The following is a 23,281-nucleotide window of genomic DNA, read 5'->3' as shown; positions in this document are numbered from 1 at the left end:
AACTGTCCACATTTTGAAACGCACAGGCCGGGGCGCAGGCCCGAGGGGATGAGTCAGCGGGTTCCGACGGTGGCCCCGCACAATGTGACGCGGGTTGCGCGCGTACCAAACAGCACAAACCAGTACGCGGCGATCCGGCGGAAAGCACGCGTGCCAAGGACCCGGGCGAAGGGCCGCCGACGCCGACGCGTGCCGGACGGCACCTCGTACCTCCACTTCAGCACACCGCACTCGCGTCCCGGCCGTGGCCGGTACCACCCGGGTGTACGCGGACGGCCGGAAGGTCACCCTCGCCACAACTGGCCGAAACACTTCTGTGGCCCCATGCGTCAGAGGTGCGCGTCGGCTCTGCCGGTAGATCGATCTGAGCCATGCAAGTGGAATGTTTGCCGCCGGGACCCGGTCGGCGATCCCGGCACCGGCCGCGGTGGCGCCGCCGGCTCGGCTGCCCACCCCTCGGCACGGAGGGTACGGAGTACGGGTTTCGCCAGCGCGGACGGGACCGGGATCCGTATCTCCAGCGCCCCGCCGACCGCGTCGCCGCCGGCCGGCAGGACCGCGGTCTCCTCCGGGGCGACTCCGAACTCCCCCACCACACGCAGCAGTTCGCCCAGCGCACCGGGGCGCAGGGGGACGGCCACCAGTATCCCGGCGTCGGCCACCCCGCCGCCCGCCCCGACGACCGGCAGCTCGGCCAGGCCCTCCACTCCCCGGTCGAGCAGATCGACCATCGCCCGCAGACCGCGCTCATGTCCGCTCGGGCCGGGGGCGGGGCCGAGGTCGGCGGTGGATCCGGATGTGGCATCGAACCCGGACCCGGTCTCCGCGGCCGCCTCGGCCAGTAGGTCGAAGGCCGTCACCAGACGGGACAGGTCGGCGTGCAGTTCCCTGACGACCCCGGCGATGGCCGGGGCGTTGGCCTGGAGGATGTCGCCCCAGAGCCGGGAGTCACCGCCCGCGATCCGGGTGACGTCCCGCAGCCCCTGTCCGGCGAACCGGGACATCCCCTCGGGCCCCTCTCGCAGCCGCGCGGCCATCAGGCTGGCCACCAGGTGTGGCACGTGCGAGGTCAGGGCCACGACCTCGTCGTGGTCGCGACTGCCGGTCAACACCGGGACCGCGCCGCACAGTTCCACCAGCTCCCGGGCGAACGCAAGCGCCAGGTCGGAGGTGCACTCCGACGGGGTGAGCGCCCAGGGCCGGCCATGGAACAGGTCGGCCCGCGCGGCCAGCGGACCGGACCGTTCGCGTCCTGCCATCGGGTGCCCGCCGACGAAGCGGGCCGGGTCGGGAGCCTGGCTGAGGGCCATCCGCACGGGCACGGACTTCACGCTGGCCACATCGGTGTAGCTGCGGGCGAGGAACCGCCGCTGGGCCCCGGCGAGCACCTCACCGACCGCGCTCGGCGGCACCGCGAGGACCGCCAGGTCCACCGGCCCGACGGGTTCCTCGGCCAGCCCGGCCCCCAGCGCGGCGGCCGTCCGCGCGGCCACCGGGTCACGATCGGAGAGAAAGACCGTCACTCCGCGCAGGCTCGCGGCGAGCGCCACCGAGGTGCCGATCAGCCCCGTACCGACGACGGCCATCGTGCGCACCATGAGACATCACTCCGTCCAAAAGCCATCGACGTGCGAGTGAAATGCGGACCGAGTTTATGAAGCCGTCCCCTCCGACTGCCAGAGCGGACGAATACCGATATGGATCCGGCCGGCTCCGTTTTCCCGTCCAACCAATGCCGCCCGTCGCGCGTGGCCTTTTCCGCAGGACGCGCCCTACAGTGCAGAAAACTCGTTCCTTTTCTGGTTGGGGGACACATGCGGGATATATCGAGTACCGGGGCCGCCGATCCGCTCGGCGACCTCTCCGTCGACTATGTCGAGCTGTACGTCGAGCATCTGGAGGAAGCGGTATTCAACTGGGTCGACCGGTACGCCTTCACCGTCGACGGCACCGGCGGTTCGGCCGACCACCGCAGCATCGCGCTGCGCCACGGCCTGATCACCCTGGTGCTGACCCAGGCCACCTCGGATCAGCACCCCGCCTCCGCCTACGTCGCCGCGCACGGCGACGGTGTCGCCGACATCGCGCTGCGCACCGCGGACGTACGGGCCGCGTTCACCGCCGCCGTCGCCCGTGGCGCCCGCAGCCGCCGCGCTCCCACCCGGCACACGGAGGGCGGCCCCGGCACGGCGGGCGGCCCCGAGGTCAGCGCCGTCCTCGAAGGTTTCGGCGACGTCGTGCACACGCTGGTACAGCGCGCTCCCGGCGCGGGCCCCGGACTGCCGTCGGGGTTCGTGCCGGCGTTGCGCGGCCACGACGAACGGGCCGACGACGTGGGCCTGGTGGACATCGACCACGTCGCCGTCTGCCTCGACGCCGGTGACCTGGCACCGACCGTGGACTACTACATGCGCGCCCTGGGGTTCCTCGACGTCTTCGAGGAGCACATCGTGGTGGGCGCGCAGGCCATGGACTCGAAGGTCGTGCAGAGTCCCTCCGGCTCGGTCACCCTGACGCTGATCCAGCCCGACGCGTCCGCCCAGCCCGGCCAGATCGACGAGTTCCTCAAGGGCCATCAGGGCGCGGGCGTCCAGCACCTGGCGTTCTCGTCCGAGGACGCGGTCCGGTCCGTACGCGCCCTGGGGCGTCGCGGAGTCGACTTCCTGAACACGCCGTCCGCCTACTACGACCTGCTCGGCGAGCGCATCGAGCTGGATCCGCAGCGGCTGGCGGACCTGCGGGCCACGCACGTGCTCGCGGACGCCGACCACGGCGGGCAGCTGTTCCAGATCTTCACCGCCTCCACCCACCCGAAGCACACCCTGTTCTTCGAGGTCATCGAGCGGCAGGGCGCCGAGACCTTCGGCAGTTCCAACATCAAGGCGCTCTACGAGGCCGTGGAACTGGAGCGGACGGGTCAGCGTGGCTTCCAGCCCTGATCCGGAGCCGACGGCGGGCGGCGCCGGCGTGGTGAGTCCGCTCGTCATGGATCCGGAACGGGCCCACTCCCTGGGCGATTTCGAACAGGCGGCGCTGGCCGTACTGCCCGCCGATGTCAGGGACTTCGTCGCGGGTGGCAGCGGCGCCGAGACGACGCTGCGCGCCAATCGCGCCGCGTTCGACCGTGTCTTCGTGGTCCCCCGGATCCTGCGGGACGTCTCCGCGTGCACGACGGACGCCACGCTGCTGGGCCGGCCCGCGGACATGCCGGTCGCGGTCGCCCCCGTGGCGTACCAGCGGCTGCTGCACCCGGAGGGCGAACTGGCCGTGGCCCGCGCGGCGAAGACGGCGGGTGTGCCCTTCACCGCCACCACGCTCAGCAGCGTCCCGGTCGAGGAACTGACCGCCCTCGGGGGCACGGTGTGGTTCCAGCTGTACTGGCTGCGGGAGGCGGAGCGGTCCCTGAACCTGGTGCGCCGGGCGGAGGACGCGGGCTGCGAGGCGATCGTGCTCACGGTCGACGTGCCCTGGATGGGGCGCCGGATGCGCGACGTGCGCAACCGCTTCACGCTGCCGGCACGGGTGACGGCGGAGCACCTCGCGCGGGGCGCGGTGTCCGCGGCGCACCGCCGTCCCGGGGACGAGGTGTCGGCGGTGGCCGCCCACACCCGGCAGACGTTCTCCTCCTCGGTGACCTGGCGTACCGTGCGGGCGCTGCGGGAGTGGACGAGCCTGCCGCTCGTGCTCAAGGGCGTGCTCGCACCGGAGGACGCGGTGCGGGCGGCGGAGGCCGGGGTGGACGCGGTCGTGGTCTCCAACCACGGCGGCCGTCAGCTCGACGGCGCCCTCCCCAGCGTCGAGGCGCTGGGGCCGGTGGCGAAGGCCGTCGGGACGCACTGTCAGGTGCTGATGGACAGCGGGGTGCGCACAGGCACCGACGTGCTGCGGGCGCTCGCGCTCGGCGCCGACGGCGTCCTGGTGGGTCGGCCTCTGATGTGGGGCCTGGCCGCGGCCGGCGAGGCGGGCGCGGCGCGCGTGCTGGCGCTGCTGGCGGACGAACTGCGGGACGCCCTCGGGCTGTCCGGTTGCGCGGGCGTCGCCGAGGCGGGACGCCTGCGCACGGTCCGCACCGGCGCGCAGGCGGTGAACCCCTACGGGAGTGAGTAGCGAACAGGGGGTCGGGGGTTTGGGGGGGGGGGGCCCCCCCCGGGGGGGGGGGGGGGCCCCCCCCCACCCCCCCGCCCCCCCCCCCCCCCCCCCCCCCCCCCCCCCCACCCCCTGTTCATCGCTGAACCCCGGTACCGGAAACCGGGCGTCCAACCGTCCGTTTTCGACACTCGGACGCCCGGTCCCGTCGGCGCTCAGCCGATCTGCGGCACCTCGTCGCTGACCCGCACCGCGAACTCCGACCACAGGTCGGCGAACTGACGGGCCAGGTCGGCAACGATGTCGGTGCAGTGCGGCGGGACGTTGTTGATGATGGCGTCCCACTCCTCCTTGCGCACCGTGTGCAGCGCGAGCAGGCGCAGCAGGTTGCGTCCCGTCTCCGTGAACCGCAGGGCCGGGTCGGCCGTCAGACGTTTCACGAGCGCGGCCCGGTCCAGCACCGGCTCGCCGCGGGAACGGCCGCCCGTGCGGGCGAGCCCCAGTGCGGTGACCTCGGACCGGTCGGTCCGGGTCTCGGTCGCGCCTCGGCGCCTGCGCGGCAGCGGGTCCTCGCCGTTGCGCAGCCGGTTGCGTACGTCGCGGGCCGTCTCCGGGGAGATGCCCGCCGCCCGGGCCACCTGCCGCAGTGACAGGCTCGGGTCCTCGGTGAGCAACTCCTGTGCGTGCAGCCGCCCCACGCTGCCGTCGACCGGTCGCAGCCGGCCGTCCTGGCCCAGGCGGTGCCCGGTCGGCGCGACGTCCGAGCTCATCCGGCGCCGCAGGTCGCCGACGGTCCCCGGGGAGATCCCGGTGACGGAGGCGACCCGCCGGTCCGACCACTGAGGGTGCGTCACGATGATGCGGTCGGCGGCGCGTTTACGGTCCGACAGGGCCAGTGGCAGACCGTGGGCGACGTTCAGTCTCACCGCCAGGACGAAGGCCGCCGCCTCGTCCCCGTCGAAGAATCTGGCGGTGATGGTGTGTCCGCCCCGAAGGCGGGCCGCCTTCAGCCGGTGGAAGCCGTCGATGACACGCATCGTCGACCGGTGCACCGTGATGGGCGGCAGCGGATCCTGGATCGCGGCCAGCAGATGAATGTGTTCGGGCCGTTCTCCGGCCAGTCGTGGTGAACCCGAGAGATCGAGCGTGTCGATTTCGACTTCCACGACCGGCTGTTGGTCGAGCTCTTCCTCCTCGGGTTCGGTCCCGGCGCCTCGCTTTGCCTGGGATTGCGGGAACCACCCTGTTTCCAATGCCCTCGACTCCCCCCGGACGATGTGGAGCAAAAGATTTCAGCGGTTGTCGTGCTTCCGCGTATGTGTCCGAAATTAACAGCATCGAATCCACATCGAAACCCCTGCTCGCAGCGCCCGGACGACCCTTACACCCCCTGTTTCCTAGGGGTTGCGGGAGCCGGGTAAACGGCCGGAATGAAATGTTCCCCGGGAAGGGTACGGGGTTTGTGCGAAGGTCAGTTCGCGCGGGCGACGCGCCGGGTGCCGGGACGGGCGGCCAGCGGCATGGCGAGGGAGCGGCCCATCAGCGGCGACAGGATGGTGACGGCGTCGGCGATCTCCCGGATGTCGTCTCCGGTGAGTGCCTGTTCGCCGTCGCACAGCGCCTGGTCGGGCCGCGGGTGCACATCGACGATGACACCGTCCGCGCCGGCCGCGAGCGCGGCCCGGGCCAGTGGTACGACCAGGTCGCGGCGGCCACCCGAGTGCGAGGGGTCCACGATGACGGGCAGGTGCGACAGCCGCTGGACGACCGGGACGGCGCTGATGTCGAGGGTGTTGCGGGTGGCGCTCTCGAAGGTGCGGATGCCGCGCTCGCACAGCACGATGTCGAGGTTGCCGCGCTGGGCGATGTACTCGGCGGCACTGAGCCATTCGTCGATGGTGGCGCTGAGACCGCGCTTGAGCAGGACCGGCCGGCCCGACCGGCCCACCGCCTGGAGCAGCGCGAAGTTCTGCATGTTGCGGGCGCCGACCTGAAGCATGTCGGCGTAGGAGGCGACCATGTCGACGTCGGCGGGGTCGATGACCTCCGTGACCACCGGAAGCCCCGTCTCTGCGCGGACCTCGGCGAGGATCCGCAGACCGGCCTCGCCGAGCCCCTGGTAGGAGTAGGGCGAGGTGCGCGGCTTGAACGCGCCGCCGCGCAGCAACGAAGCGCCCGCCTTCCGGGCCAACAGGGCGGCCTGGAGCGTCTGTTCGGCGCTCTCCACCGCGCAGGGCCCGGCGATCAGGCTGAGCGTGCCGGGCCCGATCGGCACCCCGCCGACCCTGATCACGGAGCGCGCCGCGTGATGCTCCCGGCTGACCAGCTTGTACGGGGCGGACACACGCATGACCTGGAGGACACCGCGGCGAGCGCCCAGGTTGAGTGCCTCGAAGTCCTGGACGTCACCGACGAGTCCGACGATGGTGCGGGAGACCCCGCGGCTGACGAAGGCGTCCCCGCCCGCCGCGCGCACGAGTTCGACGACGGCCTCTATGTCTTCCTGGGTGGCTTCCGGGGCCATCACCACGACCATGACTTCTCCTCTGTCTGCTGACGGCCGCATGGCGCGGACGACAGGCGGGTGCGGGGAGGCGACACCCCCTCCGTGCGGGGGATCACCGGTGGGGGTGTCGCCGTATCAGGTGGTGGCCAGGGCCTCGGTGGGCGGCAGCCGGGCGGCGCGGACGGCCGGGTAGAAGCCGGCGAGGCCGCCGATGGCGAGGGTGGCGCCGACGCCACCGACCATCGCCCACAGGGGCACCACGGACGGCAGACCCTGGTAGGCGGCGTAGCCAGCCGTGACCCCGATGCCCAGGAGCACGCCGCCGAGTCCGCCGAGCGCGGACAACAGCAGTGCCTCGGACAGGAACTGGGTGCGGATCTGCCCGCGGGTGGCGCCCAGTGAACGGCGCAGGCCGATCTCGGAGCGCCGTTCCAGTACGGAGATCACCATCGTGTTGGCGACACCGACACCGCCCACCAGCAGGGCCACCCCGCCCAGGCCCAGCAGCAGCCCGCTGAGCGCGTCGTCGGTGGCCTCCTTGGCGGCCAGCGCGTCGGAGGGCCGGGAGACGTTGACACCGCTGGGGTTCTCGGGGTTGGCGGTGGCACCGAGGACGGCCTGCACGTCGTTGACGGCGGACTCGTCGGTCCGGGTGTAGACGGCCGTGGGGTACCCGTCGAAGTCCAGGAGCTGCTCGGCGACCGGCCATCCGACGAGGGCCGCGGAATCCAGTTCCGGGAGGAGTTCGTTGGGGGCGAGCAGACCGACCACGGTGAACCACCGTCCGCCGATCCACACCTGGACGTCCTCGCCCGCCTGGTGCACGCCGACCTGCTGCGCCGCCTTGGCGCCGAGCACCACCGCCGGATAGCGGTTGTTGGCGCCGTTCAGCCACCGTCCGTCGACGAGCGTGGCCCCGATGCTCTTCGGCAGGTCCGTGCGGGCCGCGTCGACGGTGAGGCCGCCGGTCTCCTCCTTGGGGATGTGGTCGTTGCGGTAGACCTTCGCGCTCGTCTTGCCGATGGCGGAGACCGACTCGACGGCGTCGATGTTGCCGATCATGCCGACCGCCTCGTCGGGCAGATGCGCGGTGTCGCCGCTGATGGACTGCCCCGGGGTGACGGTGAGCAGGTTCGTGCCGAGCGCCGCGAGCCTGCGGTTGAGCCCCTCGGTGGACGAACTGGAGATGCCGACCACCGAGACCATCGCGGCGATGCCGATCGCGATGCCGAGCGCGGACAGGAAGACCCGCATCGGCCGGGACCGCAGACCGGAACCGCCCACGCGGACCACGTCCGCCGGGCCCATCCTGGCCGGCTTGGGGCGGGCCGGCGGCGGCAGCGCCACCCGGTCCCGTTCCGCCGTGTCCGGCTCGGTGTGGAGCGTGCTCATGAGGTGATCTCCTGGGGGACTCGGTCGGCGAGTTCCGCCGGACGGCCGCTGTCGTACTCGATCAGGCCGTCCCTGACCCGGACCTCGCGGGGCAGGGACCCGGCGATGTCCCGGTCGTGGGTGATGACCACCACCGTCGTGCCCGCCTCGTGAAGTTCGTGCAGCAGTTCCATCACCACCGCGCCCGAGCGCGAATCCAGCGCGCCGGTCGGTTCGTCGGCGAGCAGCAGCGGCGGATCGCCCAGTACGGCGCGGGCGATGGCGACCCGCTGTTTCTCACCGCCGGACAGCTGGTGCGGCTGGTGGTCGAGCCGGTGGCCGAGGCCGACCCGGCGCAGCGCGGTCTCGGCCTTGCGGCGCCGCCAGGCGCGCGGCCTGCCGCTGTAGAGCAGCCCGTCCGCGACGCTGTCCACCGACGCCACGCCGGGGGCGAGGTGGAACTGCTGGAAGACGAAGCCGATGGTGCCGGCCCGCAGTGCGGACAGCTCACGGTCGGAAAGTTCGTCCGTGCGGTGTCCGGCGATGCGCACCGTGCCGTCGGTGGGCCGGTCGAGGGTGCCCATGATGTTGAGCATCGTCGACTTGCCCGAGCCGGACGGCCCGACGATGGCGAGCAGTTCGCCGCGCCGGATGACGAGGTCGGCGCCCTTGAGGGCGTGGACGTCGCCGTATGTCTTGGTTACCCCGCTCAGATGGACGACGGGGTGGGACGGACCGGTCACTTGGGAACCCCCACGACCATGCCGGCCTTGATGTCCGTCCCGGTCACCTCGACCAGGTTGCCCGCGAACATGCCGAGCTTGACCGGGACGTACTCGACGCCCTTGTCGGTGACGGCCTCCAGGGCGTAGCCACCGCGCTGCGCGGTGAGCGCGTTGACGGGTACGGCGAGGACGTTCTCGCGGGTCTCGGCCTTGAGGACGACGTCGACCTGGGCGGCCTGGTAACGGCCCAGCTTCTTCTGGTCCTTGATCTCCAGCTGTACGGGGATGGTGGCCTCGTCGCTGCCGCCGCTGCCGGACTGCTCCCCCGAGTCGGTGCCGGAGCCGCCCTGGGTGGGCGGCGGGGTGCCGACGTCGGTCACCACGGCCTCGACGGTGGTGTCGTCGGGGAGGGTGACGGTCGCCTTGGTGCCCTTCTTCACAAGGTCCTCGTACTGCGGGTCGAGGTCGACGTTCACGACCCGCGCGGTGCCCGTCCAGGACAGCACGCTGCCGTTGAGAAGGGCGCCGGGGACCGACTTGACCTCGGCGACGCGGCGGGCACCGGAGGCCACGACGGCGTCGCCCACCTGGACGGTGCCGGTCTCGGGCCGGTCGAGGTCCTCCTGCCACTCCTCGACGGCGTCGGCCGTGTCGGAGGTGTAGGTGTCGTCGACGGTGAACCCCGTGTAGCCCAGGGCCTTGAGGTTCTTCTCGAGGATCTTGACGTCCTCGCCCTCGTCCCCGGTCTCCAGGGTGCGGTACAGGGGGATGGAGCCGTACAGCAGCGGCACCTTCTCCTGTCCGACGCGGTAGACGGTGTCGCCGCGTTTGAGGACGACGCCGTCGGTCGGCAGCCAGGTGATAACGCCCGCCCCGGTGCTCCCGCCGGAGCCCTGCTGGCCGGTGCCGGACGCGGCGGCGGGCGCCTGTACGTCGGTCGCGTCGCCGTAGCTGAGGTTGCCGTTCACCGTCTCGGTGGCGGTCAGCGTGGTGCGCTGCACCTTGGTCGTGGCGGGCGGCCCGGACGGCGCGGTGTCCGCGGAGTTCTCGCCGTCGCTGCCGAACGTGCCGGACGCGGCCATCCCGGCGGCCGCCGCCACCGCGATGGCGATCACCACGAGCAGCGCGGTGCGCAGCGGACGGCGCCTGCGGCCACCGCGGGCGGGCGCCGGGTCGTCGGTGTCGGATCCGCCGTCGTCGCCCGTGGTGGCGGGCGGCTCGGCGCCCTCGCCGGCCCGGGTGTCCGCCACGGTGTCCGGTGCCCTGCGCTCCAGGGCGTTCGGTTCCTCGCCGCGCACGGCGAGTTCGGTCTCGTCGGAGGTCGTCACTGGCCCGGCCCCGGTCCCAGCATCAGGCCACCGCCCGGGTACTTGTCCTGGCAGGCCTGCTGCGCCTGCTGGAACTGCTCGGGCGTGATCCCCGCCGCCTTGGGGTCGATGGTCATGTTGCCGCCGTTGATCTCCGGGTCGGGCAGCTTGGTGAGCCCGTTCTCCCGCAGGCACTTGGCCCATTCGGCGACCTTGGCCGAGTCGAGCTGGCCGCCGCCGGCGGCCGCGCCGCCCCCGCCCTGCGGCATCTTGTCGCGGCAGGCCTCCTCCGCCTTCTGGTACTCGCTGGAGTTCGGGTCGACGTCACCCGGGCTGATCCGGACCCCACCGGTGTCCTGCTGTGGGTCGGGGAAGCTCGGGACGCCGTTGGAGCGCATGCACTGCGCGTAGTCCAGGGCCTTCTCGAAGGGGCTGGTCGGCGAGGCCGAGGCGCCGGCGCCGACGTCGGTCGACGCCTCGGTCTTGGGGTCGTCGGAGCACCCGGTCACGAAGAGGGCGACAGCGAGTGCCGACGCGGCCAGTGCGGTGTGCGAGAGAGCTCGCTTCTTCGGAGTGAACATGCGCCCAGTTCTACGCAGCGGGCGGTCACACGACGGACACAAAAGGCGGCACCAGCAACACCCATGACATCGAGGCACGAAGAGGCCCGGCGGGCGGCGGGACGAGGGTCTCTCGTCCCGCCGCCCACCGGGCCGTGGGTCGGTGTGCGGTGGTCGGTCAGGCGGCGCTCCCGGAGGCCGCCGCACGGACGTCGTCGGGGGTCGCGGGGGCGACGCCGATCAGCGAGGCCAGCATCGAGATGAAGTCCGACAAGGTCGGATGCTCGACGACGGCCCGGGTGTCCAACTCGACCTGGTAGGCGTCCTCGACGTCGGTCAGCACGTTCAGCGCGGCCAGCGAATGGCCGCCCAGGGCGAAGAAGTCGTCCGTGTCGCCCACGTCCGGTACGCCGAGTTCGGCGCACCACAGGGTGACCACGAACCGGCGCAGCTCCCCCGGGCCGGCCTGGCCGGCGGTGTCCTCGTTCATGGTGTCCCCCTCGTACTCATGGTGTCCTCCCCGTGTTTCATGGTGTCCCCTCGCCGTTCATGGAGTGTGATCGCGCCCGAGGGACACCGCGTGGCGGCCCCCCGCACCGATCCGGTCAGCCCGGCACCCGGTACCGGGATCCTGAGCAGGACCTTGCCGTCGTCGTCCGACTGGTCGAAGACCGCGGGCACGAACAGCGCGCACATGCCGCCGCCCACGCATCTGTCCCGGTCGACCTCGATCTCCAGCTCCCCGTCCACGCGTTCTCCTCTCACCAGGCGACCGGCAGCCGCTCCAGCCCGTAGGCGGGCGACCGGACCCGGAAGCGCACCTCTTCGGCGGGTACGGCCGGGCGCAGCGAAGGGAAGCGGGTCAGCAGCGCGGTGAGCGCGACGCGCAGTTCGACGCGGGCCAGCGCGGCGCCCAGGCAGTGGTGGATGCCGTGCCCGAAGGCGACATGGGGCACCGGGGCGCGGCCGGGGTCGAAGCGGTCGGGGTCCGGGGTGAGGGCGGGATCGCGGTTGGCCATCGGCAGCGAGCAGACGACGTTCTCGCCCTCGCGGACCAGCTCCCCGCCGATCAGGACGTCCTCCAGGGCGATCCGGGGTGTGGGGGCGTGCGGGACGGACAGATAGCGCAGCAGCTCGTCGATCACCCGGTCCGCGGTCTTCGGGTCCGCGCGCAGGGCGGCCAGTTCGGCGGGGTGTTCCAGCAGGACGAGGGTGCCCAGGCCGATCATGCCGGAGATGTTGTCGAGTCCGGCGAGCATCAACAGGACGCACAGGCCGCGCAGTTCCTCGTCGGTCAGCTCGTCGCCGTGGTCGCGCACGAGGGCGCCGAGGAAGCCGTCGTCGGGCTCCTTGCGCTGGCGTTCCACCAGGCCGGTGAGGTACCGCAGGAACGACTCCCCCGCGCCGGCCCGGCGTTGTCGTCCCCGTGCGGCCGACAGGTGCGCGTGGCCCCGGCGCAGGAAGTCGTCGCGGTCGTCGCGGGGCACTCCGATCAGCTCGCACAGCACCGCCCCCGGCACCGGCGACGCGAACCGCTCCACCAGGTCGGCCGGTGGCCCGAACGCCTCCATGGCGTCGAGGCGTTCGGTCACGGTCTCGGTGATGTACGGCTCCATCCCGCGCAGCCGGCGGAGGGTGAACTCCGGTGTCAGCAGGCGGCGCAGGCGGGTGTGCTCGGGCGGGTCGTAGTCCATGAGCTGGCCGACGGACTGCTCCGGCCGGCCGGTGTCGGGCGTCCGCGGCCCGTGCGGGGTGCCAGTGCGCCGGCGGGTGGAGAAGCGCGTGTGGTCGCCCAGGACCTGGCGCACCTCCTCGTATCCGGTGACCAGCCAGACGGGCCGGCCGTCCGTGCCGGGGCCCACGGGGAGGCGCGCGACGGGGCGACCGCCGGCGAGCGTGCGCAGGTCGTCCGAGGGGTCGAAGCGGGTCCGGCGGGTGTGTACGGGCAGCTCGGTCGTTTCGCGTGGCATCTCGTCCCCTACCAGGTGACCGGCAGCGCGTCGACGCCGTAGTTGGGAGCCAGCGTGCGGTAGCGCAGTTCCTCCGGCGGCACCGCGGGCCGCAGCTTGGGGAAGCGGGCGAGCAGCGCCGGGAAGGCGATCCGGAGGGTCAGCCGGGTCAGCGGGGCACCCAGGCAGTAGTGGATGCCGTGTCCGAAGGCCAGGTGGGAGGTGATCTCCCGGGTGATGTCGAGTTCTTCGCGCGAGGCCTGCGGGGACGGCACGGCCTGGAACCGGTTGACGGCCATCAGTGAACACACCACGGTCTCCCCCGCCTTGACCTCGTGTCCCTCGATGGTCAGATCCGTCAGTGCGGTGCGCGGGGAGGCCGTCGCGATGACCGAGACGTACCGGATCAGCTCCTCGACGGCCCGGTCGACCACCTCGGGCCGGTCCTGGAACAGCGCCAGTTGGTCTGGATGCTGCATCAGCGCCAGGGCGCCGAGGCCCAGGGTGCCCGCCACGTTCTCGAACCCGGCGGCCATGGTGGTGGCCGCGGTGCCGACCAGTTCGTCGTCGGTGATGTCGTCGCCGTGCTCCCGGATCAGCCTGCCGAGCAGGTCTTCGCCGGGATCGCGCCGCTTGTTCCCGATCAGCTTGTGCATGTACGCCATGTAGGCCTTTCCGGCGGCCTGTTGCTGCTGCCGGCTGCGGTTGGTGGCGCGCGTGATGTCGAGGTTCCGGGCCAGTTCGGCGTGGTCGTCCTGCGGGATGCCCAGCAGCGCGCAGCTGACCAGGCCGGGCACGGGCCATGCGAAGTGGCGCATGAAGTCGGCGGGCGGACCGGCCAGTTCGAGGGCGTCGAGCCGGTCCGCGACGATGTCCGCGATGAGGGGCTCCAGCCGCCGCATCCGGCGCAGGGTGAACTCGGGGGTGAGCAGCTGGCGGAGCCTGGTGTGCTCGGGCGGGTCGTACTGGAGAAGGTTGCCGGGCTGGATGAGCCGGCGGGAGTCCTCCTTGCTGTCCGCCGGCGGCAGGGTGCTGAACCGTTCGGCGTCGCCGAGGACCGTGCGGACCGTCTCATTGCCGGAGGCGAGCCAGGCACGCGCCGAGGTGCCCGGCGCGGCGGTCTCCGTGAAGGGGCACTCCCGGCTCGTACGACCCAGTTCGGGCAGCGGATCGAGTCCGGCCCGGCGGTTGTGCAGAGGTATTTCCGGGGGTTTCGGCATCGGCGATTCCCTTTCTCAGTTCTCACCGCGGGTTCCGTGGCCCACTGTCCGAGTGTGAAATCGCACGGCGTGAGCGTCAACGAATGTCCAACTGACCAATTCCGAGAGGGAATACGGGAGTGCCGGAATCTCACTCCTTTTCCGCGCCGACGTATTTACCGAGTTTCTCGGTGAGCACGCGTCCGATGTGCGCGGCCGGGGTGGGCTTGAGCATCTCCTTGTGCCGGGCGGCGATCTCATGGGACTCGACGTCTCCACCGACGTACGGCGTCCAGCTCGCGACGGCCTCCCCTATGGGCTTGTCCTCGGGGCGGTCCTGCGTCGCGACGAAGACCAACAGGTCGCCGCGGAAGTGCCCCGGTGTGTGGTCGGGCATGAATCCGGCCGTGTTCTGGATGACCTTCCTGACGTTCTCAAGGGCCGGGCCGCTCACCCCGGTGATGTCCTGACCGCCGGGGCCGCGCTGCATCCGGCGCCCGCTGTCCCGTCCTTCGGGTGTCTCCTCGTCGTCGTAGCTGTAGAGGGACGTGCCGACGCCGTTGCGTGGATAGGCGTCGAGCATCGCGAGGAGGGCCACTTCCTCGCCCAGTTCCTCCAGCCGGGCGGCCACGGCGTGGGCGAGGACCCCGCCGAGCGACCAGCCGAGCAGGTGGTAGGGGCCGGTGGCCTGCACCGAGCGGATCTGCTCGGCGTAGTCCGCCGCCATCTCCTCGATACTGTCCGCCGGCGGTTCGGCGCCGGTCAGACCCCGTGCCTGGACGCCGTAGACCGGCAGGTCCTGCGGCAGGTACTGGAGGAGGGCGGCGTAGATCCAGCTCAGTCCGGTCGTCTCGTGCAGGCAGAACAGGGGCGGGCGGTCGCCCGTGGCCCGCAGGGGGAGCAGCACCTCCAGCTCCCGGCTGTCGGTGACCGTGCGCCGGGCCCGGGACGTCCTGTCCCGCTCCTCGCCGGGGTCGCGCAGTACGAGCAGCCCGGTGGAGCTCCGCCGCGCCCGTTCCCCGGTGCGCAGCATCCGCTCGCCCGCCTTTCCGTAGGGAAAGGCCACGAAGCGTTCGGCGGTCAGGGAGGCGCCGCCCGTGAGTCCGCGGGACAGCGGGGTGCCGGTCACGTAGACGTCGCCCACGACCCCCGGCGGAACCGGGCGCAGCAGGTCGTCCAGGACGAGCGCCCGGCTGCCGTGCACGGGCCTGCCCGCCGGAAGCCGCGCCGGCGCCGAATCGCTGGGCAGCGGCCGGTGTTCGAGCCACGGCCCCGCGGTCCCGACCGCGGCCAAGCTGCTCACCAGCGGGGTCCGCGGATGCAGGTCCAGCCATTCGCGCGCCTCCTCGTCGGTGACCGGCCGACCGTCCTCCACCACCGTGACCTCGGCGAACGGACGGTGTCCCGCCTCCGGCCCGATGACCTTCCGCAGCCGTTCCCGGGTGGTGACCAGGGTCGTGTCGTGCCCGTCGGCCAGGGCCACCGCGTCCTCTCCCGGCACGACGAACCGGACGCCACCGCCCCCGCTCAGCGACGCGAGCAGCGGCACGAGGAACGCGCCGACGGGAGCACGCGCGTCCAGCAGCGCGGGTGCGGTGCCGGTGACCGCGGTACGCAGCCGGTGCGCCGTCTGGTGCAGCAGCGCCCGGTGGTCGACGACCGAGCCGGGAACGGATCCGTCCGCCACCGGCGCGTCGAGAACGACGGCCGCCCCACCGGACCGGAAGGACGGCGGAGCGATCCCGTCCGTCGCCCCGACGGCCGGAAACTCCGCGCCCTCCTCGGTCAGGTCGTCGATCCACAGCACCGGAATCCTGCTGTCCGCGTTCATCCGCCCCGCCATGGCCGCCGTGCAGACCAGCGCGGCGGGCCGACTGCGCGTCCCCGGACCGTCCGCGCCGCCGATGAACGGCCGGGTCGGATCGACGAAGGAGCACACACCACCGGCCTTCAGTACGCCGATCAGGGCGACGGTGAAGCCCACACCGGGCGGCAGCATCACGATGACCCGCTGCTCCGCACCCACGCCCCGCCGGGACAGCCGGCGCGCGAGCAGGTCGGTCACCGAGTCCAGCGCCCGGTAACTGAGCGTCCCGTCCTGCCCCTTCACCGCGACGGCCTCCGGCGTCCGTGCCACCTGCTCGGCGAGCAGACCGAGCACGGTGTCGTGGGCGAGGTCCCCCCCGGGGTCCCCGGCCTCGCCGAGGAGCCGGCGCCGCTCCTCCTCCCCGAGCAGCACGTCCACCTCGCTCAGCCGTGCCTCCGGATCGGCGGCGACCTGCTCCAGCACCCGAACGAGCCGACCCGCGAGCGCGGTTGCCGTCGAGGCGTCGAAGAGCTCGGTGGCGTACCGCAGCAGGCCTTCGATGCCGTCGGGCGTGCCGTCCCCGTGGGTGCGCTCGTTCAGCGCGAACCACAGATCCAGCTCGGTGTCGCCCAGGACGCCGTCCAGCCGCGTGGTGCGCAGTCCGGGCAGGTCCGCCGCGTCCAGTTCGTCCACACTCAGGTCGCTGACCTCCACCAGTACCTGGAACACCGGGTGGCGGGCCGCCGAGGCCGGCTGCCCGAGCACGTCCACGAGCCGCTCGAACGGGACGTCCGCGTGCCGCAGAGCCTCCTGGTTCACCTCCCGCACACGGCGCAGCAGTTCCCGGTACGTCGGATCACCGGACGTGTCGGTCCGCAGCACCAGCGGGTGGGTCAGCGGCCCGACCACGCCTTCCAGGTCGCCCTCCTCGTAGCGCCGCGAGAGCCGGGTTCCGAGCACGATGTCGTCACCGGCACCGAGCCGCGTCAACAGCAGCGCCAGGGCTGCCTGTACGGCCATGGAGGCCGAGGCGTCCTCGGCTTCGGCGGTGTCCACCAGCCGGTCGTGCGTGTCCGCGTCGAGGCTCAGCGGCACGGACCCGGTCCGGTGGTCGGCCAGCACCGGTCGCGGCCGGTCGAACGGCAGCGGCAGCTCCGGCTCCAGATCGGCCAGCCGCTCCTTCCAGTAGGTGAGCTGGTCGCTGACCAGACTGTCCGGTTCCTCCGCGCCCCGCAGCAGCTCCCGCTCCCACAGCGCGTAGTCGGCGAACTGAAGCGACAGCGCGGCCCGTTCGGGCCTGCGTCCCGTACGGCGGGCACCGTAGGCGGCGGCCAGGTCACGGACGACGATCTCCAGCGAGGCGTCGTCGGCGGCGATCCGGTGCACGACCAGCAACAGCACGTGCTCCGTCTCGGACAACTCGAACAGGTCCGCCGTCCAGGGCAGTTGACGCGCGAGATCGAACGCGCGACCCGACCGCTCGGCGAGCAGTCCGGCGAGATCCTCCTCACCGGCACGGGTCAAGGACAGCGCGGGCCTGGCCGCGACATCGTCGGCATCCAGAACCCGCTGACGCAGGTCGTCGGCCCGTCCGCCGGTGAACCGCGTGCGCAGAATCTCGTGCCGCACGGCGACGTCCCCGAGCGCCGCTTCCAGAGCCGACCGGTCCAGGGCGCCGCTGAGCCGCAGGGCGACCGAACTCCGGTGGGCGCCACCCGCCTCCTCGGCCAGGCCCGCCATCAGCCAGGTGCGCTGTTGTTCCACCGAGACCGGTATCTCCTCCGGCCGTTCGGCCGGCCCGAGCTCCGGCCGTGCCTTCGCCGCGAGCATGCGGGCCACACCCACGGGCGTCGAAGCGCCGAAGAACTGCCGCATGCTCAGGTCGGAACCGAGTTCCTCGCGGATACGGGCGGCGAGCCGCATCGCCAGCCCCGAATCACCGCCCAGGTCGAAGAAGTTGTCGTCGACGCCGACCCGCTCCAGCTCCAGCACCTCGGCGAAGAGCGCGCACAGCTTCTCCTCCGTCTCCCCGACCGGCGCACTGTCCGAGACCCGTCCGGCGAAGTCGGGGGCGGGCAGGGCGGCCCGGTCGATCTTGCCGTTGGGAGTGAGGGGCAGCGCGTCGAGAACCAGGAGTGCGGCCGGGACCATGTACTCCGGAAGCCGGTCGGCGAGGTGCGCGCGGACCTGGCGCATGTCGATGTCCTGCCCTTGGCTCTCGGGCCGGCTCTGCGGTACGAGGTAGCCGACGAGTTGTTTGTCGCCGGGACCATCCTCACGTGCGACGACCACGGCCTGAGCAACAGCAGGATGCGCCGTCAACACAGCCTCGATCTCGCCGAGTTCGATACGGAAGCCACGCACCTTCACCTGCGCATCCGCCCGACCGACGAAGAACAACTCACCATCAGTGCTCCAGCGGGCCAAGTCACCCGAGCGGTACATGCGCCCACCGTCCGCGAACGGGCAGGCCACAAACCGCTCCGACGTCAGATCGGCGCGGGCGACATAGCCGCGGGCCAGACCCGCACCCGTGACATACACCTCACCCGTGATCCCCGGAGGCACCGGCCGCAAGAAGGAATCCAGCACGTACACACGGGAGTTGGACAACGGGCGGCCGATGGCGGGTGCCTCGCTGGTCGGTTTGATGTCGTCGACGACAGGGCCGGCCGTCACCATGACCGTGGCCTCGGTCGGGCCGTAGGTGTTGAAGATCTTCGCCGTAGGCGCCCACTTCGCCGCCAGGTCGGCACTGAGGCGTTCCGCGCCCAGCACCCAGGTGTTCATACCGGACACCTGCTCCGGATCCAGCACTCCCAGCAGGGAAGGCACCACACTGGCCGTGCTCACGCCGTGCGCGGCAATCATCCCGGCCAACGCGCCGGGCTCCGCACGCTCCTCACCGGTAGCAACCGCCAGTGTCCCGCCCGACCCCAGCACGACCGCCACGTCCAGGATCGCCGCATCAAAACTGAACGACGCGAACTGCAACGTCACCACACCAGGACCCGCACCCAGAGCAGGCGCCATCGCCTGCACCAGATTCACCACACCGCGATGAGCGACCGCCACGCCCTTGGGACGACCCGTCGAACCCGACGTGTAGATCACATAGGCCAGTTGACCCTGATCGGTCACACCCGGCAGTGCACTCGCCTCAGGTGCCTCAGGCACCTCCTCCAGCAGAACCACACGGGCCGGGCCGGTCGGCACCCGGGCCAGGGTCTCCGCCGTGGCCAGCACCACACCCGCACCACTGTCCTCGACCATGAACCGCAACCGGTCCGAGGGATAGTCAGGATCCAACGGCACGAAGGCACCACCCGCCTTCCACACCGCCAACTCCCCCACCACCATGTCGACCCCACGCGGCAGACACAGACCCACCACCCGCTCACGACCTACCCCAGCACCCACCAAAAACCGCGCAAGCCGATCCGACCGCGCATCCAACTCCCCATACGACAACCCCTCGTTGCCGGAACGAACCGCCACCGCCTCAGGTATCGCCCGCACATGAGAACCGAACAGATCCAGCAGAGTCCCGTCGGGGAACGACCGCCGCGTGTCGTTGAACTCCCCTACCACCGCCGCGCGTTCACGCTCATCCAGTACGTCGATGGAGGCGACCCGAGCCGCGGGATCAGCGACCATCTGCTCCAGCACCCGGACCACTCGCCGGAAGATCGACTCCGCGGTGGTCTCGTCGAAGAGGTCGGGGCGGTAGTCCAGCTTGAAGCGCAGCCGCGGACCCGGAGTGACAACCAGGGTGATCGGATAGTGGGACGCGTCGCGCGCCATGCCCGACGGCCTGATGGACACGGCGTCGGGGAGCGCCGGAGCGGCAGGCGGGGCAGGGAAGCTCTCGTACAGGACAAGCGAGTCGAACACGGCTCCGGGGCCGGACACCTTCTGGATCTCCGAAAGTCCCATGTACTGGTAGGACATGAGCCCGGTCTGCCGTTCCTGAAGCCGTTGCAGCAGGTCGAGCACCGACTGCGTGCCGTCGAGGGCGACCCGTACCGGGAGCGTGTTGATGAGGAGTCCCACCATCGATTCCACGCCTGGCAGTTCGGCGGGCCGACCGGCCACCGTCGCTCCGAAGACGACGTCGTCGCGTCCGGCCAGGCGCGCCAGCACCAGTGCCCACGCGCCCTGCACCACCGTGTTCATGGTGAGGCCGTGGCTGCGGGCGAGGTCACCGAGGGCACGGGTGGTGTCCTCGGGGAGTTCGCCGAAGACATGGTTCGGGAAGACGGGGGCCCGGGTGGGATCCGCCGGTGCGACCAGGGTCGGTTCGTCGGCACCGGACAGCTCCCTTCGCCAGGCGGTCCTCGCCTCCTCCTTGTCCTGGCGTGCCAGCCAGCTCATGTACTGGCCGTAGGACGGGGCTCGGCGCAGGCGCGAGGCGTCGCCGTCGGCCGCGTAGATCGCGGACAGTTCGCCGAGCAGGACCGGCATGGACCAACCGTCCATCAGGACGTGATGGAAGGTCATGATCAGCCGGTGCCGGTTCTGTCCGAGCCGGATGAACAGCAACCGCAACAAGGGCGCGGTCGCCAGGTCGAACCGTTCGGCCAGTTCCTCCGCGGCCAGCCGGTCCACCTCAGCCGCCGTCTCGCCTTCGGTCAGCTGCGAGACATCGGTCTCCCGCCAGGGCAGCTTCACCTCCCGTGCGACGACCTGGACCATCTGGCCACCGCTGACCTGGCGGAAGCAGGCACGCAGGGCCGCGTGACGGGCGGCGAGCGCCTGCCAGGAGGCCCGGAACCGGACCGCGTCGACGGGTCCGTCGATGTCCAGGGCGGACTGCACCGTGTAGACGTCGGGGCCTCCGTCGAAGGCCGCGTGGAACAACATGCCCTCCTGCAACGGCGACAGCGGCCACACGTCTTCGACAAGGGATCGGGTCATTGCACTCTCTCCTCACAGAGTCCTGCGACTGTGGCTACTGCTGTTCGCCGGCGAGTCCGGCTTCGAGTTCCTCGATCTGGCTCTGCGCGAGGTTCAGGAGGGGGAAATCGGAGGGGGTGTGTCCGCCGGCGGCGGGCGCGTCGGTGTGCGCGGCAAGTCCGGCGAGTTGGTCCGTCCAGGCCGTGCCGAGGGCTTCCGCATCGGCTGTGTCCAGTGCTCCCTCGGGCCAGCTCAGAGTGAGCGTCAGCTCCGGACCCTCAGCCGTGTCACGGATGACGGCACCCGCTTCCAGTACGTGCGCCACGGGCATGTCGGCATCGGCCGAACCACCCACGGCACTGTTCCCGGCCATCTGCCAGGGCCTGGCCGGACCCGCATCCGCCGAGGCGGCGGAGAACCGGCCCAGATAGTTGAACCCGATCTGCGCAGCCGGAGCCGCCGAAAGCACCCGCGCCGTCTCCGGGTTGAGGTGACGCAGCAGGTCGTAGCCCATCCCGTCACCGGGCACCGCGCGGGCCTGCTCCTTGACCACCTTCACCAGGTCCCCGGCCGCGGATCCGCCCCGGAACACCCCTTCCACGTCAATGCCGCTCACGTCGAGTCGGACTGGCTGCACGCTGGTGAACCAACCAACGGTGCGCGACAGTTCGGTACCTTCCAACGGCTCACGACCGTGGCCCTCGATGTCCACGAGCACGCTGCTCATGTCCGGCCGACGACTGGCCACCGCGCCGGCCAGCGTCGACAACAACACCTCATGAACACCGCAGTGAAACGCCGCCGGCGTCCGACCAGCGAGCGTGGCCGCCTGCCCGGCAGGCACCACCCACTCACGGCGCCGCAACGTCCGGGCCACATCCACAACCGGGTCCAAGAGGCGACGGCCCAGCGTCGGGCCCTCCTCGCCCAACAAGGCCAGCCAGGCGTCGAGTTCGACAGTCCGCTCGGGGCTGACAGCCTGCTCGGCCAGAACCCCCGCCCAGCGACGGAAGGACGTACCCACCGGATCGAGCACAGGCGAACGACCGGCCACCAGATCCTCGTACGCAGTCTGCAGATCCGGCAGCAGAATCCGCCACGACACCCCGTCCACCGCCAAGTGATGCACGACCAATGCCAGTCGGCCCACCCGACCCGGGCCCGCGTCCACCCACACGACCTGGACCATGACCCCGGCCGCCGGATCAAGACGGCTGACCGCCTCACGGGCCGCACGCCCCGCCACCGCGTCCAATTCCTCAACGCCCGCCTCGACCCGAGTGATCAGGGCCGACGGATCCACCGAACCCGGCTCGTCCACGATCAACCTCGACTCGCCGCCTGCGGCCACCCGCGCCCGCAACATGCCGTGCGTGTTCAGCAGTACGCCCACCGCCCGGCCCAGTACGTCCGGGTCCAGGTCCGATGGAGCACCGACCACCGTCCACTGCGCGAAGTCGGGGCGCACGACCCGGTCGCCGAGTGTCCGCATGACGGGCGTCCACGGCACTTCTCCTTCGGCCACGTCTTCTATGACGATGTTCGCCTGTGAGTCCGCGGATTCGACGACGTCGGCCAGTCGCTCGACGGTCTTCTCCTCGAAGATCTGCCGAGGCGTGATCACCAGACCGGCCCTGCGAGCACGCGATGCCAACTGCATCGACATGATCGAGTCCCCGCCCAACTCGAAGAAGCTGTCATCCGCGCCCACCCGCTCCAGCCCCAGGGACTCGGCGAACAGCACACACAGCAACTCCTCCAACTCACCCACGGGCGCCCGCCCCACAGCCCGCTCGGCGAAATCGGGAGCGGGCAGCGATGCCCGGTCCACCTTGCCGTTCGGGGTCAGGGGGAGGGTGTCGAGGACCATCACGGCCGTCGGCACCATGTACTCCGGAAGGCGGTCCCGCAGGAAGTCGTGCAGGACGGCGGGCAGATCGTCCTTCCGCCGTACGGCGTCCGTGGTGGGGTCGGCCACCGCGTAGGCGATCAGACGCTCGTCACCTGGGCGGTCCCCGCGTACGGCGACCGCGGCCTGGGCGACGAACGGGTGGGTGGCCAGGACCGCCTCGATCTCACCCGGTTCGACGCGGTGGCCGCGGACCTTGACCTGGTCGTCGGCCCGGCCCACGAAGAGGAGTTCACCGTCGTCGGTCCAGCGGACCACGTCGCCCGTGCGGTACATCCGCTCGCCCGAGGCGAACGGAGACGCCACGAACCGCTCCGCCGTCAGTGCCAGGCGGCCGAGATAGCCCCGCGTCAACCCTGCGCCGGCCACATAGAGTTCACCGGCCGTGCCGGGCGGCACCGGCAGCAGGAACGGGTCGAGGACGAAGGTGCGCACGTTGGAGATCGGGCGGCCTACCGGCACCAGGTCCGCACCAGGTGTCAGCGGCTCGCTCATGGTGGCACAGACGGTCACCTCGGTCGGACCGTACGCGTTCACCATGCGACGGTCCCGTGACCAGCGGTCCACGACCCCGACGGGGCAGGCTTCACCGGCCACGACGACCGTCCTTAGTTCCGGGGGCAGTTCGTCCTCCACGGCGAGGACGGTCGGTGGCACGGTGACATGGGTGGCGCCGGTTTCGCGCAGCGCCTCGGACAGGGACACCTGCGGCGGCAGCCGGTCCGGGGCGGATACGGCGACCGACGCGCCTGACAGCAGGGCCATGCACAGTTCGGAGACGGCCGCGTCGAAACTCACCGACGCGAACTGCAGCACCCGGGACTCCGGTCCCACCGCGAAGCGTTCGATCTGCGCCTTCGCCAGATTGCCGAGTCCGGCGTGGGGGACGATGACGCCCTTGGGCGTGCCCGTGGAGCCGGACGTGTAGATCACATACGCCGCATGATCCGGCCGCAGCGCCACCAA

The 23,281-nt window shown here is 71.4% G+C and carries 15 protein-coding genes; 2 read left to right on the top strand and 13 right to left on the bottom strand.

Going from position 1 to position 23,281, the window contains the following annotated elements; all coding sequences use genetic code 11:
- Positions 1 to 329: 329 nt before the first annotated feature.
- The gene (locus ACIQI8_RS23970; RefSeq protein WP_402354208.1) at positions 330 to 1,598 is read right to left on the bottom strand and encodes a prephenate dehydrogenase; all 1,269 of its coding nucleotides are present in this window, start codon (positions 1,596 to 1,598) and stop codon (positions 330 to 332) included.
- A 216-nt stretch (positions 1,599 to 1,814) separates the two neighbouring features.
- Between ACIQI8_RS23970 and hppD the strand changes: the two genes are divergently transcribed.
- Complete coding sequence (gene hppD, locus ACIQI8_RS23965) at positions 1,815 to 2,939, top strand: 4-hydroxyphenylpyruvate dioxygenase (RefSeq protein ID WP_402354205.1); 1,125 nt, start codon at positions 1,815 to 1,817, stop codon at positions 2,937 to 2,939.
- 46 nt (positions 2,940 to 2,985) lie between these two features.
- Positions 2,986 to 4,107, top strand: a complete 1,122-nt coding sequence (locus ACIQI8_RS23960) for an alpha-hydroxy acid oxidase (protein ID WP_402355944.1) — start codon at positions 2,986 to 2,988, stop codon at positions 4,105 to 4,107.
- Positions 4,108 to 4,301: 194 nt separating this feature from the next.
- Here ACIQI8_RS23960 and ACIQI8_RS23955 read toward each other — a convergent pair whose 3' ends face one another.
- From ACIQI8_RS23955 to ACIQI8_RS23900, 12 genes are all read right to left on the bottom strand, one after another.
- On the bottom strand, positions 4,302 to 5,252 hold the full coding sequence (locus ACIQI8_RS23955) for a ParB N-terminal domain-containing protein (RefSeq protein ID WP_402354202.1): 951 nt from the start codon (positions 5,250 to 5,252) through the stop codon (positions 4,302 to 4,304).
- 305 nt (positions 5,253 to 5,557) lie between these two features.
- A complete protein-coding gene (gene aroF, locus ACIQI8_RS23950) occupies positions 5,558 to 6,622 on the bottom strand; it encodes a 3-deoxy-7-phosphoheptulonate synthase (protein ID WP_402354199.1) in 1,065 nt (354 codons plus the stop codon).
- A gap of 105 nt (positions 6,623 to 6,727) precedes the next feature.
- Positions 6,728 to 7,984, bottom strand: coding sequence for an ABC transporter permease (locus ACIQI8_RS23945; protein WP_402354196.1), 1,257 nt, complete (start codon positions 7,982 to 7,984; stop codon positions 6,728 to 6,730).
- On the bottom strand, positions 7,981 to 8,706 hold the full coding sequence (locus ACIQI8_RS23940) for an ABC transporter ATP-binding protein (RefSeq protein ID WP_402354193.1): 726 nt from the start codon (positions 8,704 to 8,706) through the stop codon (positions 7,981 to 7,983). Before ACIQI8_RS23940 ends, ACIQI8_RS23945 begins: the two co-directional genes overlap by 4 nt.
- Entirely contained in the window at positions 8,703 to 10,016 is a 1,314-nt protein-coding gene (locus ACIQI8_RS23935; RefSeq protein ID WP_402354190.1) for a peptidoglycan-binding protein, read from the bottom strand. Before ACIQI8_RS23935 ends, ACIQI8_RS23940 begins: the two co-directional genes overlap by 4 nt.
- A complete protein-coding gene (locus tag ACIQI8_RS23930; protein ID WP_402354187.1) occupies positions 10,013 to 10,576 on the bottom strand; it encodes a hypothetical protein in 564 nt (187 codons plus the stop codon). Before ACIQI8_RS23930 ends, ACIQI8_RS23935 begins: the two co-directional genes overlap by 4 nt.
- 157 nt (positions 10,577 to 10,733) lie before the next feature.
- On the bottom strand, positions 10,734 to 11,045 hold the full coding sequence (locus ACIQI8_RS23925) for a phosphopantetheine-binding protein (RefSeq protein WP_402354184.1): 312 nt from the start codon (positions 11,043 to 11,045) through the stop codon (positions 10,734 to 10,736).
- Complete coding sequence (locus ACIQI8_RS23920; protein WP_402354181.1) at positions 11,042 to 11,305, bottom strand: ferredoxin; 264 nt, start codon at positions 11,303 to 11,305, stop codon at positions 11,042 to 11,044. The genes ACIQI8_RS23925 and ACIQI8_RS23920 overlap by 4 nt, the downstream gene beginning before the upstream one ends.
- Before the next feature lie 11 nt (positions 11,306 to 11,316).
- Entirely contained in the window at positions 11,317 to 12,525 is a 1,209-nt protein-coding gene (locus tag ACIQI8_RS23915; protein WP_402354178.1) for a cytochrome P450, read from the bottom strand.
- 8 nt (positions 12,526 to 12,533) lie between these two features.
- Entirely contained in the window at positions 12,534 to 13,724 is a 1,191-nt protein-coding gene (locus tag ACIQI8_RS23910; protein WP_402354175.1) for a cytochrome P450, read from the bottom strand.
- Positions 13,725 to 13,854: 130 nt separating this feature from the next.
- The gene (locus tag ACIQI8_RS23905) at positions 13,855 to 20,427 is read right to left on the bottom strand and encodes an amino acid adenylation domain-containing protein (RefSeq protein ID WP_402354172.1); all 6,573 of its coding nucleotides are present in this window, start codon (positions 20,425 to 20,427) and stop codon (positions 13,855 to 13,857) included.
- Positions 20,428 to 20,461: 34 nt separating this feature from the next.
- A partial coding sequence (locus tag ACIQI8_RS23900) for an amino acid adenylation domain-containing protein (protein ID WP_402354169.1) occupies positions 20,462 to 23,281 on the bottom strand: 2,820 nt, incomplete at its 5' end.

This window comes from Streptomyces sp. NPDC092369 (assembly GCF_044755245.1).
In the GTDB taxonomy this organism is placed as follows: domain Bacteria; phylum Actinomycetota; class Actinomycetes; order Streptomycetales; family Streptomycetaceae; genus Streptomyces.
The sequence above is the reverse complement of the archived record's forward strand: the minus strand, read 5'-3'. Positions and strand labels throughout refer to the sequence as shown.